Genomic DNA, 14,597 nt, shown 5'->3' with positions numbered 1-14,597 from the left:
CGCCTCCAGGGTCCGGCGCCGGGCACCGGCATCCGATGCGGTCAACAGGTGCATGGTCTGGTCGTGTCGCACCGGTGCCCCCGCCGCAATTTCAATGGAAATCGAAGGCCCGATTTCCATTGAAATTGCGGCAGAACCAGCAGTGTGCGGCGGGAGGGGGGAGCTCATGACGCCTCCACCGGGGTCGACATCGTCTCCCGCATCGGATTGTGGCAGCGCAGCAGCCGCGCGCCGACATCGATGCTCACGTCCGGGGTCTGCTGCTCGCAGACCTCCTTCGCGTTCGGGCAGCGCGGGCAGAACGCGCAACCGGCGTCCCACGGGATGTTGTCGCTGATCGAGCCTTTGATCGGCGACAGCCGCTGGCCGCGTGGCGAATCCAGCCGCGGGATCGAGGCCAGCAGGCCCGCCGTGTAGGGGTGCCGGGGCCGGGCGAACAACTCGTGCCGCGCGGCCCGCTCCACCACCCGGCCCGCGTAAAGCACGTTCACCTCGTCGCAGAGCCCGGCCACCACGCCCAGGTCGTGCGTGATCATGATCAGCGCGGTCTCGGTCTCGGTGACCAGCTCGGCCAGCAGCTGCAGGATCTGCGCCTGGATCGTCACGTCCAGCGCGGTGGTCGGCTCGTCGGCGATGAGCAGCCGCGGCTTGCAGGCCAGCGCCATCGCGATCAGCGCGCGCTGCCGCATGCCGCCGGAGAGCTGGTGGGGGTACTCCTTCAACCGCCGCCTCGGGTCCGGGATCCCCACCCGCCGCAGCAGGTCCTCGGCCTCCGGCATCGCCTCCTTGCGCGGCAGCCCGCGGTGCCGCTCGACGACCTCCGACACCTGCAGGCCGATCGGCACAACCGGGTTCAGCGAGGTCAGCGGGTCCTGGAAAACCATGCTCAGGTCGCGGCCGCGGCGCTGGTCCAGCTCGCGCCGGGGCAGCTGCAGCAGGTCGGTGCCGTCGAAGTTGACCGAACCGGAAACCTCCGCCCCGGTGCTCGGCAGCAGGCCCATGATCGCCAGCGAGGTGACCGACTTCCCGCATCCCGACTCGCCGACCAGGCCGACGGTGCGGCCCGGATCGACGTCGAAGGAGATGCCGTCCACGGCGGTGACCGGCGGCTCGCCCTTGCGGGCGAAGACCACCGAGAGGTCGCGAACTTCCAGCAGTGCCATTCGTTTCCTCACCTCTAGCGCCGGCGCTTGGGGTCCAAGGCGTCCCGCAACGATTCGCCGGCCAGCGTGAACCCGAGCGCGACCAGGATGATGCAACCGGCCGGCCAGAACGCCAGCTGCGGGTGCGAGTCGATGATGTTCTGCGCGCCGCCGAGCATCTGCCCCCATTCCGGCACCGAGTCGTCGGCCGCGCCCAGTCCCAGGAAGGACAGCGCCGCCGCGTCGATGATCGCCACCGCCAGCACCAGGGTGGCCTGCACGATGACCGGGCCGAGCGCGTTCGGCAGCATGTGCCGGAACACGATCGCGCTCTCCTTCACGCCCAGTGCCCGCGCGGCCAGCACGTGGTCGCTGGCTCGTTGCGCCAGCATCGTGCCCCGCAGCAACCGCCCGAAGATCGGCACCTGCACGATCGCCACCGCCAGGATCACGGTGAACTGGGTCTGCTGCGCGAACAACGCGCCGATCGACACCGCCAGCAGCAGCGACGGCACCGACAGCATCACGTCCGCGATCCGCATGACCACCGCGTCGACCCAGCCGCCGAACGCGCCGGCCAGGATGCCCAGCACCAGGCCGCCGCCGAGCCCGATCACGGTGGCCAGCACGGCGACCAGCAGAGTCTGCTGGGAGCCCAGCAGCAGCCGGGAGAACAGGTCCCGGCCGTACTGGTCGCCGCCGAGCGGGAAACCCTCCTGCGGCGGCGGGATCGTGTTGTCCGCGCGCGAAACCTGCTGCTCCAGCAGGCGTTGCGCCGGGTCGTGCGGGGCCAGCACCGGCGCGAGCAGCGCCAGCAGCACGAACGCGGCGATGATCACCGCGCCGACCACGAACACCGGGTTGCGCTTCAGCCGCCGCCACGCCGACGCGGCCAGGCTCACCCCGGCGTCCGACGCCGTCTCCGCCAGCGCGTCGATGCGTTCCCTGCGCTGCGTTTTCAGCACCATGACCTCACCGTGTCCGCAGTCGTGGGTCGATCAACGCGTACGAGAGGTCGACTATCAGGTTGACCAGCACGTACACCATCGCGGACGCCAGGATCACCACTTGCAGCACCGGGAAGTCCTTGCGCTGGAACCCGATCGCCACCGCCTGGCCGACCCCCGCGATGTTGAACACCCGCTCGGTCAGCACCGCCCCGGCCAGCAGCGCGCCGGTCTGCAGGCCGATCGTCGTCACCACCGGCAGCATCGCGTTGTGCAGGATGTGCCGACGCCGGATCACCATGCCCGTCAGGCCCTTCGCCCGCGCGGTGCGCACGTAGTCCTCGTCCATCACGTCCAGCACCGCGGCCCGGGTGATCCGGAAGATCACCGCGAACGGGATGGTGGACAGCGCAATGGCCGGCAGGATCAGGTGCACGAACGAGTTCCACGCGGCGTCGAACTCGCGGGTCAGGAGCCCGTCGAGGATGTAGAAGCCGGTTACCCGCGTCGCGTTCAGCCCGACGTCCTGGCGGCCGGAGGCCGGCAGCGCGCCCAGCTGGATGGCGAACACGAACTTCAGCAGGAACGCCAGGAAGAACACCGGCACCGCAACACCGATCAGCGACCAGGTGATGCTCACGTTGTCCAGCCAGCTGCCGCGCTTGCGGGCCGCCAGGTAGCCCAGCGGGATGCCGACCACGACCGCCAGCAGCAGCGCCAGGATCGACAGCTCCAGCGTGGCCGGGAAGCGGGTCAGGAACACCTCCAGCGCCGACGACCCGCGCTGCACGCCGGTCGACGTGCCGAAGTCACCGGTGATGGCGCGCCCCAGGAAGCGCCAGTACTGCACGAAGATCGGTTGGTCCAGGCCGAGATCGGCCTCGAGCCTGGCGCGCGCCTCCGGCGTGGCGCGGTCCCCCAGCAGCGCTGACACCGGGCCGCCGGGCAACATCCGCAGCCAGGCGAACAGCAGCATCGACAGCACAACGACGACCAGCGCCAGCTGCGCGAGCCGTCGGATCGTGAAGCGGAGCACCACGAAACCCCCGTTTCGTCAGTCCGGACGTGAGCGCGCGATTTCGCGCGAAACCGACGGCCCCCATGCGAGAGCCGCGCCGATTTCGCGCGAAATCGTCAACTCACTTCTCCGAGACGCTCACCGACGCGAACTCCTCGGCGGTCAACGGCGACGTCTGCAACCCGTGCACCCGCGGGCTGGTCACGATCGCCGGCGGCGAGTGCGACAGCGGCACGGCGGGCAGGTACTCGGACATCAGCTTCCGGTTGATATCCTGGTACATCTGGTTGCGCTTGGCCTCATCCGGCTCTCCGTCGGCGGCCTTCAGCTGCGCTGCCAGCTCTTCGCCCCACGGCGAGGCCGCGGTGTAGAAGCGGTTGGCCGGCGTGCCGAAGAAGGTGCCGATGAAGTTGTCCGGCGTGTTGTAGTCGCCGGTCCAGCCGAGCAGGAAGATGTCAGCCTTGGCGTTGTCCACGTCGTCGATGTAGCCGCCGTTCCACGGCTTGCTCACCGGGTTGATGGTGAAGCCCGCCTCGCGCAAGTCCTCGGCGAGGGCGTTGTAGATGCCCTGCGGGTCCGGCATGTACGGCCGGGTCACCTCGGTGGGCCAGTAGAAGTTCAACGTCAGGTTCGGCTCGCCCGCCTCGGCGAGCAGCTGCTTGGCCTTCGCCGGGTCGTGCGAGTACTGCTGGACGTCCTCCGCGTAGCCGTCCACCGTCTTCGGGTAGAACTGGGTGGCCACCGTGGCGCCTTCCGGCAGGTTCGACTTGACCAGCGTCTCCCGGTCCATCGCGTACGCCAGCGCCTGCCGCACCTTCAGGTTCTGCAGCGCCGGGTTGTTCTTCTGGGTGATGCCCAGGTACATGATGTTGAACGGGTCGCGGACCTGGACGTTGTTGCCTGCGTCGCGCAGCGCCTTGAGGTCGGCGGCGTTGGGGTAGTCGTAGCCGTCGATGGCGCCCGACTCCAGCTCCTGCTTGCGTACCGTCTCGTCCGGGATGATGCGGAAGATCAGCTCGTTGAGCTTGGCCTTCTCGCCCCAGTACTCCTCGTTGCGGACCAGCTTGATGGTGCCGTTGCTCTCGTCGTAGGACGCGAACTTGAACGGGCCGGTGCCGGTCGGGTGCGCCTTGGCGTACTCCGGGTACACGAAGCTGTCGCCCTGCGCCTGCACGTTGTTGGCCTGGTACTGGTCCATCGCGGTCGGCGACTGCATGCTGAACGACGGCAGCCCGAGGATGTCCGGGAACTTCGAGCTGGCGCGGGTCAGGTGGACCACGGCCGTGGCCGCGTCCGGCGCGTCGCACGCCTGATACAGCGACGGGGTCTTGCCATCGGCGAACCCACCGAAGTTCTCGATCCAGTAGTAGGACAGCGCGTTGTTCTGACCGGCGCCGGTCTGGTTGAACATGCGCTGGAAGTTCTTGCACACCGCTTCGCCGTTGAAGTCGGTGCCGTCGTGGAACTTCACGCCCTGGCGGAGCTTGAAGGTCCAGGTCTTGCCGTCCGGGCTGTGCTCCCAGCTCTCGGCGAGCTCCGGTTGGACGTCAGACGAACCCGGCTTGAAGCCGACGAGACCTTCCATGATCTGACGGGTGACCCGGAAGGTCTCGCCGTCGGAGGCGTAGAAGGGGTCGAACAGGTCGGGTGCGCCGGCCGCGCCGAAGGTGAGCGTGCCGCCTTCACCGCCGCCGGCCTCGCGCTGCGATTGCGCGCAGGCCGCCAGCGAGGTCGCCGCGACTATGGCGACGCCAGCGGTCACAACACGACGCCGCGTGCTTGATCCGCGACGCGGCCCGTCCGATGGAGCTCTACTCATGGAAGCACCTCGGTGTGTCTAAGGTCTCAAAGTTCCGTGAGACTAACTCGCATTCGGAGTTGGGTGGAGCACCTGAGGTTACGATCCAGCTACTTAGGCGCGCCTAAGGAAAACCCGATTTATCGGGCATTCACCCACGTGGGCGAGGGTATTGAGCCGCCTGGACGACCCGGAAGAACTATCGGACAAGCCGGGAAATCCGTAAAGAATTGCGGAAACTCGCGCCCGTCACGAGCGATTCTGGCGATGGGCGAATACCTCCGGCGGTACCGCCCGCGGCCCGCCTTCAACCCGACTGGGTCGCGATGCCGGGACTCCGGGCCAGCGCAAATCAACCGAATAGGCGTCACCGCAGCAAAATGCTCGTGAGTGCTTTGGGCCAAACTCAACAGCCATTATCACGACCCGAAGTACTCACGAGCATTCACCAGGAGAAACGCGCGGGGCTCGGGAATCACATGGCGCGGCGGCCGGAGAGGGCGCGGCCGAGCGTCAGCTCGTCGGCGAACTCCAGGTCGCCACCCATCGGCAGGCCGGACGCCAGCCGCGTGACCGTCAGACCGGGGAAGTCCCGCAGCATTCGCAGCAGGTACGTCGCGGTCGCCTCGCCCTCGGTGTTCGGGTCCGTCGCGATGATCACCTCGGTGATGTCGTCCTGCCCGATGCGGGCCAGCAGCTCGCGCACCCGCAGCTGGTCCGGCCCCACCCCGGACAGCGGATCCAGCGCGCCGCCGAGCACGTGGTAGCGCCCCTTGAACTCGCGGGTGCGCTCGACCGCCAGCACGTCCTTGGGTTCCTCGACGACGCACACCAGCGCCCTGTCCCGCCGGGCGTCCCGGCAGATGCGGCAGGTCGTCTCCTCCGAGACGTTGCCGCAGACGTCGCAGAACACCACGCCTTCCTTGACCTTCTGCAGGACCTCCTGCAGCCGGGTCACGTCCGCGGGCTCCGCGGCGAGCAGGTGGAAAGCGATGCGCTGCGCGCTCTTCGGACCGATGCCCGGCAGCCTGCCGAGCTCATCGATCAAATCCTGAACCGGACCTTCGTACACTTATCGCTCGTTTCCAGGGATTCGGTGCAGTTTCAACTGAAACCGCACTCCCCGCCGATGACGGTGCGCGGTTCCAGCTGAAACTGTGATCACATGCCCGGCAGGCTGAGACCGCCGAGGCCCCCACCGCCCAGCGCACCGGTGAGCGGACCCATCTTCTCGGCCTGCAGCCCCTGCGCCGCCCGGTTGGCGTCGCGGACCGCCGCGACGACCAGGTCGGCCAGCGTCTCGGTGTCTTCCGGGTCGGCCGCCTTCGGGTCGATCGACAGCCCCTTCAGCTCGCCCGCACCGCTGACGGTCGCGGTGACCAGGCCGCCACCGGCGCTGCCGGTGACCTCCGCGGCGGCGAGCTCCTGCTGCGCAGTCATCAGCTGCTGCTGCATCTTCTGCGCCTGTTCCATGATCTGCTGCATGTTCGGCTGGCCACCAGGCTGCACGTGATCCTCCTCCGGCTGGCGCGTGCGCGTACCCCAATTCGGGCTACGCCACCAGCCTAGAGAATGCGCGGCCCGCGCTGCCTGGCGGTGCGGGTGGCGGCGAGCCCTGGGCGGTGGGGGCGAGGCATGACATGGTGCTCGCATGGCGCTGGACATCGTGCGGTTGCTGGAGCTGACCAGCTGGCGGGCCTTCGACGTGTCAGCCACCGGCCGGGTCCTGGCCGGCTCCGACGAGTCCGGTTCCACCCAGCTCGTCGAGCTCGCCGACGGCGAGCAGACCCCGCTGACCGCCCTGCCTGGCGCGGTGACCGGCCGCTACCTCCCCGGCGAGCGCGCCGTGGTCGTGCAGCACGACACCAACGGCAACGAGCGCGGCCAGCTCTCCCTGCTGCGCCTGGACCAACCGCGCGCCCGCCCGGCGCAGCTGCGCGACCTGGAGCCGCTGGTCCGCGACCCCGAACACGTGCACCGGCTGCTCGACGTCATGCCCGGCCGGATCGTCTACGCGACCAACCGCCGCAACGGCGTGGACTTCGACGTGGTGATCCGCAACGTGGCCACCGGCAACGAGCAGGTCGCCTACGGCGGTGGCGGCATGGTCATGGAGGCGGCGGCCTCGCGGGACGGCCGCCACCTGGCGCTGACGGTGCCCGCCGACCCGCCGATGTCCGACCAGCTCCTACTGGTCGACACGACAGCACCCGGGAACGTGCTCGCGCTGACCGGCCGCGACGTGCCGGCCCGGCACGTCCAACTCGGCTGGCTGCCCGACGGGCTGGTCGTCACCACCAACGCCGACCGGGACCTCACCGGCATCGCGCACCTCGACCCGCGGACCGGGGCGCGTCGGTGGCTGGTGACCTCCGACGAGCACGACCTCACCGGCTGGCTCTCCCCGGACGGTTCGACGCTGCTCGTGCAGGCCAACGAGGACGGCGCGAGCCGGCTCGCGCTGCACGACGCGACCGGCTACCTGCTGCGGGCCGTCCAGCTGCCCGCCGACGGCTGGTGCGCGTTCCCGCTGCCCACCCCGGTCTGGTCACCGGACTCGCGGTTCGTCGCGCTGTCCTTCAGCGCCGCAACGGTTCCGGGCGACGCCCTACTGATGAACGCTGCGACCGGAGAATGCGAGTCGCTGACCGGTTCCGCGGAGCAGCTCCGCCGCCAGCGCCCGGTCGAGCCGAGCACGCACCGGGTGCCGACCCGCGACGGCGAGAAGCTGCCGTGCTTCGTCTACTCGCCGCGCGAAGCCGATCCGCGACTGGCCGGCTCGGCGGTGCTGATCATCCACGGCGGCCCGGAGAGCCAGTCGGTGCGGACGTTCAACCCGATCGTCCAGGCCCTCGTCGCCCAGGGACACACGGTGCTGGTGCCCAACGTCCGCGGCTCCACCGGCTACGGGAAGCGCTGGTACTCGGCCGACGATGGGCGCAACCGGCTGGAGTCGGTGACCGACCTCGGCGACCTGCACGACTGGCTGCCGTCGATCGGACTGGACCCGAAGCGCGCGGCGCTGTGGGGCGGCTCGTACGGCGGGTACATGGTGCTCGCCGGGCTGGCGTTCCAGCCGGAGCGGTGGGCGGCCGGAGTCGACATCGTCGGGATCTCGTCCCTTGTCACGTTCCTGGAGAGGACCGCCGCCTACCGGCGCGCGCACCGCGAGCGCGAATACGGTTCGCTCGCGGCCGATGCCGAATTCCTGCGCAAGGCGTCGCCGCTGACCGAGGTCGCATCCATCACGGCGCCGCTGTTCGTGCTGCACGGGGCGAACGACCCACGGGTGCCGTTGTCCGAGGCGGAGCAGATCGCGGCGGCGGTCCGCGCCAAGGGCCTGGAGTGCGAGCTCCGGGTCTACGACGACGAGGGCCACGGCCTGGCCAAACGCGCCAACCGCCTCGACGCCTACCCGGGAGCGGTGGCCTTCCTGGCCCGCCACCTGGCAAAACAAGCCTGACCTCACCCGACGAGCGGCTGGCCGGACGAGAAACCGCCGCCCGTTTCCGGGGGCGCTCCGAGAGCACGGTGCCGCTTCGCGGAAGGGCTCAGTTTTCGATCCGGCGGGCGCCGAGCTCACGCTCGAAGAGTTCAACCGCCGCCGCTTCGGGGTCCGGCCCCACCTGGACGTCGGCGTCCATCGGGGACGACTCGGCGAGCATCGTCTCCGGGTCTTCCTCGTCGTCGGAGACCGGCGGACGCGGTGCCGGCGACGGTTCCGGGGGCTTGGGCGGCTCCGGGGGCGGCGGCACGTCGTCCGGCGGCGGGGGTTCGTCGTCCGGCGGCTCGGGCGGCGGCGGGATGTCGTCCGGCTCCGGCGGACGCGGCACCGAACCCTGGCGCGCGGGCGAACCCGCCTGCGGCCGAGAGGGCGCCCGACCGTTGGCGGCCTGGCCACCGACCTGTGGATTCGCGGCCTGACCGTTGGACCGCTGGGCACTGGACTCGCTCTGCTGGGTCGACCGGCGCTGCGGCGGCTGCTTGGGCGCGGCAGGTCGAGCCGGAGGCGGCGGTGCGGCACCGGCCTCGACGCACTGGATTTCCCATTCGCCGCCGACCACCTCACGCAGCGAGTCCCGGACGAAGTCCAGCCGCCGCTGCTGAGCGAGCTGCTTGACCAGCCCGGACGTCGGCATCGACAGCACCAGCGTGCCACCGTTGAGGTCCTGCACCGTCGCGTTGAGCAGCAACGCCTGCGTCGGCCGGTTCCGCTTAGCGACGGCCTGCAGGACGTCCGACCACACCCTCCGCACCTCGGCAGCCCCAGCGGGCGCTGCCGACGCTGCCGCTGGCGCTGCCGACGCTGCCGCTGGCGCTGCCGCCGGACGCGGCGCCGCCGCTGCAGCGGGACGCGGCGCCGCCGCTGCAGCGGGACGCGGCGCCGCCGCTGCAGCGGGACGCGGCGCCTGCTCAGCCGCCTGCGGCGGTGTCGCAGGCGCGGGGCGCGGCTCGGCGGCCGGCTCGGCCTCCTGCGGAGGCGTCGCACGCTCCGGGGCTGCCCCGGCAGGCGCTGCCGCCGCTGCTGGGCGTGGCTCCGCCGGCGCCTGCGACGCGGCTGCCTCCTGCGCTGCGCGCTCGTGCGGCCGCTGGAAGACGCGCTTCGGCCGCGCATCGGCGTCCGCCGCTGGCGCAGCAGCCTGCCCGGCCGGAGCGATGTCGGGAGCACCCTCACCGGGCGCGATGGTCATGCGGCGCTCGACGCGCTCCAACCGTTGCAGCAGGGCGGTTTCCGAGTCGGCTGCGGCCGGCAGCAGCATCCGCGCGCAGAGCAGTTCGAGCAGCAGCCGGGGCGCGGTGGCGCCGCGCATCTCGGAAAGTCCGGTGTGGACGATCTCGGAGAACCGGGAAAGCGTTGCCGCGCCGAGCTGTTCGGCCTGGCTCTGCATCCGGGCGAGCTCGTCCCCGGCGGCCTCCACCAGTCCGCGCTGCGCGGCGTCCGGCACCGAGTTGAGCAGCACCAGATCGCGCAGCCGGTCGAGCAGGTCGGAGCCGAACCGGCGCGGATCGTGCCCGGCTTCCACGAGCCGGTCGACCGTGCCGTACACGGCGGCGCCGTCGCCCGCGGCGAGCGCATCGACCATGTCGTCGATCAGCGCGACGTCGGTGACCCCCAGCAGCGCCATCGCGCGCTCGTAGGTGACGCCGTCGGGCCCCGCCCCGGCCAGCAGCTGGTCGAGCACGCTCAGCGTGTCGCGGGCGGACCCGCCACCGGCCCGGATCACCAGCGGATACACCGCAGGCTCGACCTGCACGCCTTCGTCGCGGCAGATGCGGTCGATCAGCTCGCGCATCACGCCCGGCGGCATCAGCCGGAACGGGTAGTGGTGGGTCCGGGACCGGATGGTGGTGAGCACCTTGTCCGGTTCGGTGGTGGCGAAGACGAAGATCAGGTGTTCCGGCGGTTCCTCGACGATCTTCAGCAGGGCGTTGAAGCCCTGCGTGGTGACCATGTGGGCCTCGTCGATGATGAAGATCCGGTACCGCGACTGGGCGGGCGCGAAGAAAGCCCGATCGCGCAGCTCGCGGGTGTCGTCGACGCCACCGTGACTGGCCGCGTCGAGTTCGACGACGTCGACGCTGCCGCCGCCTTCCGGCGCGAGCGCGACGCACGAGTCGCATTCGCCGCACGGGTCAGCGGTCGGGCCCTGCGCGCAGTTCAGCGAGCGGGCGAGGATGCGTGCGCTGGAGGTCTTGCCGCAACCGCGCGGCCCGGAGAACAGGTACGCGTGGTTGATCCGGCCCGCGGTCAGCGCGGTCCGCAGCGGCTCGGTGACGTGGTCTTGCCCGACGACCTCAGCAAAGGTCGCCGGCCGGTACTTGCGGTAAAGGGCGAGCGCCACGGTGGAAACCCTACGCGGTGAGCACGACAGCCCGAACACGGCCTGAAACCCGCCCGGACCTGCCGGTCAAGTTGGGAGAGCGGTCCCCGGAAAAAATAAGGGGACCCCGCGCACCCGCCAGAGCCCGCTTACCCTTGCTGCCTTCCGGCCCTGGGGGAGTTCACAGGATGGACGCCGCACGAGGTCCGCATTTAGTGTAACCCGAAGCCCCGATAGCCCCGGAACGCGACCCCGCCGCAACGTTTCCACGCGCCCACAGCACGCCGTTTGACCTGTTCAGCACGCTCAACCAGATCCGCCACCTCGATCTTCCGAACCTCCGGACAACCGGCGGACGAGGGCACCGAGTCACGACCCAAACCCGGCACCGGCTGATTCGTGACGCCGTCGAGCAGCGGCACAATGCCGAACTGTAGGGGCGCCACACCAGAAGGCTCTATGCCGTCAGCTGTGACCATCGCCGATGGCAAGAAGTGGGGCATCCGTTGCCCGTACCCGCCCTGTGGCAACCGGGTGGACGATACGAAGGATTTCCGTCCGACGAAGCATGCAGGGCCTGATGGCATGGAGTGCCGTGGATGGCTCGACAACCGGCGGGCTCGCCGGTAACCGCGCCGCACCGCTATACGAAGCGCCCTCGCTCCCGGACTGACCGGGAGCGGGGGCGCTGTCGTCGTTGTGGGGCTTTTACTACTGCTGGGGCTTGACGATGGGGAACAGGATCGTGTCGCGGATGCCCTTGTCGGTGAAGGCCATGAGCAGCCGGTCGATCCCGACTCCGACCCCACCGGTGGGGGGCATGCCGTACTCCAGCGCTTCGAGGAAATCCTCGTCAAGCTGCATGGCTTCGGCATCGCCACCGGCGGCGAGCAGGGATTGCTCGGTGAGCCGGCGACGCTGTTCGAGCGGGTCGGTCAGCTCGGTGAAGCCGGTGCCGAGTTCCATGCCCCACCCGATGAGATCCCATTTCTCGGTGAGCAGCGGCTCGTCGGGGTGCTGTCGGGTCAGCGGGGAGGTCTCCGTCGGGAAGTCCCGCACGAACGTCGGGTGGACAATGGCGTGCTCGACGAGTTCCTCGAACAGGTACTCGGTGAACTTGCCGTTGCCCCAGCGCGGATCATGCGGCAGGCCGCGGGCATCGGCGAGCTTGGCGAGGGCTTCGACCGAGGTGTGCGGGGTGACCTCCTCGCCGAGTGCTTCGGACACGGAGCCGTACAGCGTGATCGAAGGCCAGTCGCCGCCGATGTCGACTTCGGTGCCGTCGCGCTCGATCACCGTGCCCCCGAGGACGGCCCGCGCCACCTTCTGGATGAGTTCCTGCGTGACTCGCGCGACCTCGTCGTAGTCGGCGTGCGCCTGGTAGAACTCCAGCATCGTGAACTCGGGGTTGTGCGTGCTGTCCGCGCCCTCGTTGCGGAAGTTCCGGTTAATCTCGAATACTTTTTCTAGTCCGCCGACGACTAGGCGCTTGAGGTATAGCTCGGGCGCGATCCGCAGATACAGATCGAGGTCGTAGGCGTTGATGTGCGTGGTGAACGGCCGTGCCGTCGCGCCGCCGTGCACCTGCTGCAACATCGGTGTTTCGACCTCGACGAACCCCTGATCGTGCAAGCCGTCGCGCATCGCGCGCACCGCTGCCGAGCGCTGCAACGCCATCTCGCGCGCCTCGGGATTGACGATCAGGTCGACGTAGCGGCGCCGAACCCGGGCCTCGGGGTCGGTGAGGCCCTTGTGCTTCTCGGGCAGCGGGCGCAGCGACTTCGCGGTCAGCACCCACCGCTCGGCCAGAATCGACAGCTCGCCGCGGCGGGACGTGATGATCTCGCCCTCGATGCCGACGTGGTCGCCGAGGTCGACGTCCGACTTCCACGCGGCGAGCGACTCCTCGCCGAGCCGGTCGAACGACAGCATGATCTGAAGATCGCCGGTGACGTCGCGGATCGTGGCGAAGCACAGCTTGCCGCCGGTGCGGTAAAGCATGACGCGACCGGCGACGCCGACCCGTTCGCCGGTGGCCTGGTCCGGGTCGAGGTGGCCGTGTTTTTCGCGGACGTCAGCGATCGAGACCGTGCGGGGCGACCGCTCCATGAAGGGGTCGGCCCCGGCGGCCCGGAGCCGGTCGAGCTTCTCGCGGCGGACTCGAATCTGCTCGGGAAGGTCCGCCAGGTCCGCGTTGTCGTCAGGCGCGTCAGTCACGGCGGCCAGTGTATCCAGCCTGCGAAAACCTCCGATTCATGAGCACCGCCCGCCCGGACAAACGAAGGGGTACTGCTCACACACCGGGTCGAAAGCGGCGCGACAACGCGGCGTAACACGACCCTGTGCTCTCGGGGCTGTTCGGGCGATTTTGCTCGTCCGGTTCGGTGACGGTCTGCCGCTGTGCCGAGATTTTGTCGTGGTCGTGCTGAGTATCAGCTCGCGTGGGCGATGACGTCGCGGCGGTTGCCGCGAAGATCCGTGCGGCAATAGCAACGATGCCGCCTGCCGCGTTACAACAGGCCGGGGAATGCCTGGATGAGGCATGTACGGTGCTATATCCGCTCGCCGAGGAGACCAACGATGCCGAACTGGCCGAAGCGATCGCCGCGATGGGGAGTGCACGGGAAGAGATCGACCTGGCATGGCAGCTGTGCACCCGCATCCGCGATATCTGCCAGCACTATCTCGTCAGCATCGGTGCGGCGGGCGATCCGCTGGAAACGGCGTCGCCTTCGCAACAAACATCATCGACCACGACCATGCAGACCCGAGTACGCCGAGCGCGCGACGCACTGCCGAAGGCCAAGCCCGGTGCCCGGACAGAGGGCTGGCGGCTTCGTTCAGACGGCAATGACGAACCGATCCGCAGCGGCGAGCGACTGAGCAACGGCGAGTACGACCCAGCGTTCGTCGCCGCCGCACGGCGGGCCTGGGAGCTCAAACTTGTGCCACCGACCGCGCCGCCAAGGCTAGCGGGACATGTCGAGATCAAGATGGCGGTGCAAATGCGGGCCGGTCAACGCGAGACGATTGTGATCGACCGGCCGCCGTGCGGTCTGGCCGACCAGGAGTGGTTACGGTGCCATCGGCAGCTACCTCGGTTTCTGCCGCCGGGGGCCGAACTTACCGTGATCACCAGCGCCGGCGAGACCTACACATACCAGGGAGAGCAGCGCAATGAAGCTTGACGTCTCGGTCCGCGTCTTTTCTGAAGGTGGACACGAACGACATATCGTCGTAGAGCACGTCGACCAGTTGCCCGCGCTCGTCGACCAGCTCGCCGCCGAGGACACCGGGTCCGCGATCATCACGCACCAGGACCGCCCCAGATGGAACGAGCAGGGCCCCGACCACGAGCTTGTGGTGGCGTTCGGCACGGACGGGCGGGCTGCTTTGTCGTACTGGGACGGGGAAACACCGCGACACTACAGCCGAGGCAGCGGTCCCGCTGTCGAAGGCTGGGAAGACGAGAACATCGCGCCTCCTGCCGACGCCTGGGTGTCCCGCAACGTTGTCGAGCGCGCGCTGGAGGAATTTCTGCGGACTGCACAGCGGCCGACGGTCGTGGAGTGGCAACCCGATCCCTTTCCGTTGCCTGGCCTGTGATTACTCGGGCCGGTGATTGTCGGTCGGGCCGGGCGCCTTTGCCACTATGAAGGCGTAGCGATCCTGGAAGCTGACCTGGTCCTCGGGATGACATCTGCGGATCTCGGCGATGCCTTTGGCGATCTCTTCGTCGGAGTACCGCCGCAGTAGCGTCATGTACCGGTCAGCGACCATCGTCAGCCATCGCCGCGTCAGCATGGTGACCTGGAACTGCTCGCGCCAAATCGCAACGTCTAGCCCGCATTCAGCAAGCATGGCCGCAAC

The 14,597-nt window shown here is 69.2% G+C and carries 12 protein-coding genes and 1 other RNA gene; 3 read left to right on the top strand and 10 right to left on the bottom strand.

Going from position 1 to position 14,597, the window contains the following annotated elements; genetic code table 11:
• Positions 1–164: 164 nt before the first annotated feature.
• From FDZ84_RS13185 to FDZ84_RS13160, 6 genes are all read right to left on the bottom strand, one after another.
• On the bottom strand, positions 165–1,163 hold the full coding sequence (locus FDZ84_RS13185) for an ABC transporter ATP-binding protein (protein WP_168586135.1): 999 nt from the start codon (positions 1,161–1,163) through the stop codon (positions 165–167).
• 14 nt (positions 1,164–1,177) lie between these two features.
• Positions 1,178–2,110 carry an ABC transporter permease gene (locus tag FDZ84_RS13180; RefSeq protein ID WP_168586134.1) on the bottom strand — a complete coding sequence of 311 codons (933 nt, stop codon included), beginning with the start codon at positions 2,108–2,110 and terminating at the stop codon, positions 1,178–1,180.
• Between the two features lie 4 nt (positions 2,111–2,114).
• The gene (locus FDZ84_RS13175; RefSeq protein ID WP_168586133.1) at positions 2,115–3,125 is read right to left on the bottom strand and encodes an ABC transporter permease; all 1,011 of its coding nucleotides are present in this window, start codon (positions 3,123–3,125) and stop codon (positions 2,115–2,117) included.
• A gap of 103 nt (positions 3,126–3,228) precedes the next feature.
• Positions 3,229–4,926, bottom strand: a complete 1,698-nt coding sequence (locus FDZ84_RS13170; protein WP_210435542.1) for an ABC transporter substrate-binding protein — start codon at positions 4,924–4,926, stop codon at positions 3,229–3,231.
• Between the two features lie 454 nt (positions 4,927–5,380).
• A complete protein-coding gene (recR, locus tag FDZ84_RS13165; RefSeq protein ID WP_168586131.1) occupies positions 5,381–5,977 on the bottom strand; it encodes a recombination mediator RecR in 597 nt (198 codons plus the stop codon).
• A gap of 89 nt (positions 5,978–6,066) precedes the next feature.
• The gene (locus tag FDZ84_RS13160) at positions 6,067–6,390 is read right to left on the bottom strand and encodes a YbaB/EbfC family nucleoid-associated protein (protein ID WP_246869172.1); all 324 of its coding nucleotides are present in this window, start codon (positions 6,388–6,390) and stop codon (positions 6,067–6,069) included.
• Between the two features lie 166 nt (positions 6,391–6,556).
• Here FDZ84_RS13160 and FDZ84_RS13155 point away from each other — a divergent pair, with 166 nt between their 5' ends.
• Positions 6,557–8,368, top strand: a complete 1,812-nt coding sequence (locus tag FDZ84_RS13155) for an alpha/beta fold hydrolase (protein ID WP_168586129.1) — start codon at positions 6,557–6,559, stop codon at positions 8,366–8,368.
• Positions 8,369–8,456: 88 nt separating this feature from the next.
• On the opposite strand, the gene FDZ84_RS13150 is transcribed toward FDZ84_RS13155, so the two are convergent.
• The 3 genes from FDZ84_RS13150 to lysX form a co-directional block, all read right to left on the bottom strand.
• Positions 8,457–10,748 (bottom strand): DNA polymerase III subunit gamma and tau, encoded by a 2,292-nt coding sequence (locus tag FDZ84_RS13150; RefSeq protein WP_168586128.1) that lies wholly within the window; start codon positions 10,746–10,748, stop codon positions 8,457–8,459.
• Positions 10,749–10,843: 95 nt separating this feature from the next.
• Positions 10,844–10,938, bottom strand: an RNA gene (gene ffs, locus FDZ84_RS13145) — signal recognition particle sRNA small type.
• A gap of 500 nt (positions 10,939–11,438) precedes the next feature.
• On the bottom strand, positions 11,439–12,944 hold the full coding sequence (lysX, locus tag FDZ84_RS13140; protein ID WP_168586127.1) for a bifunctional lysylphosphatidylglycerol synthetase/lysine--tRNA ligase LysX: 1,506 nt from the start codon (positions 12,942–12,944) through the stop codon (positions 11,439–11,441).
• A 224-nt stretch (positions 12,945–13,168) separates the two neighbouring features.
• Between lysX and FDZ84_RS13135 the strand changes: the two genes are divergently transcribed.
• Both FDZ84_RS13135 and FDZ84_RS13130 read left to right on the top strand, forming a co-directional pair.
• Positions 13,169–13,915 (top strand): DddA-like double-stranded DNA deaminase toxin, encoded by a 747-nt coding sequence (locus tag FDZ84_RS13135; protein WP_168586126.1) that lies wholly within the window; start codon positions 13,169–13,171, stop codon positions 13,913–13,915.
• Complete coding sequence (locus FDZ84_RS13130; RefSeq protein ID WP_168586125.1) at positions 13,905–14,333, top strand: Imm1 family immunity protein; 429 nt, start codon at positions 13,905–13,907, stop codon at positions 14,331–14,333. Before FDZ84_RS13135 ends, FDZ84_RS13130 begins: the two co-directional genes overlap by 11 nt.
• On the opposite strand, the gene FDZ84_RS13125 is transcribed toward FDZ84_RS13130, so the two are convergent.
• Complete coding sequence (locus tag FDZ84_RS13125) at positions 14,334–14,588, bottom strand: hypothetical protein (protein ID WP_168586124.1); 255 nt, start codon at positions 14,586–14,588, stop codon at positions 14,334–14,336.
• Positions 14,589–14,597 lie beyond the last annotated feature (9 nt).

Origin of the sequence: Saccharopolyspora sp. ASAGF58, from assembly GCF_012277335.1 — a bacterium.
GTDB lineage: Bacteria > Actinomycetota > Actinomycetes > Mycobacteriales > Pseudonocardiaceae > Saccharopolyspora > Saccharopolyspora hattusasensis.
The sequence above is the reverse complement of the archived record's forward strand: the minus strand, read 5'-3'. Positions and strand labels throughout refer to the sequence as shown.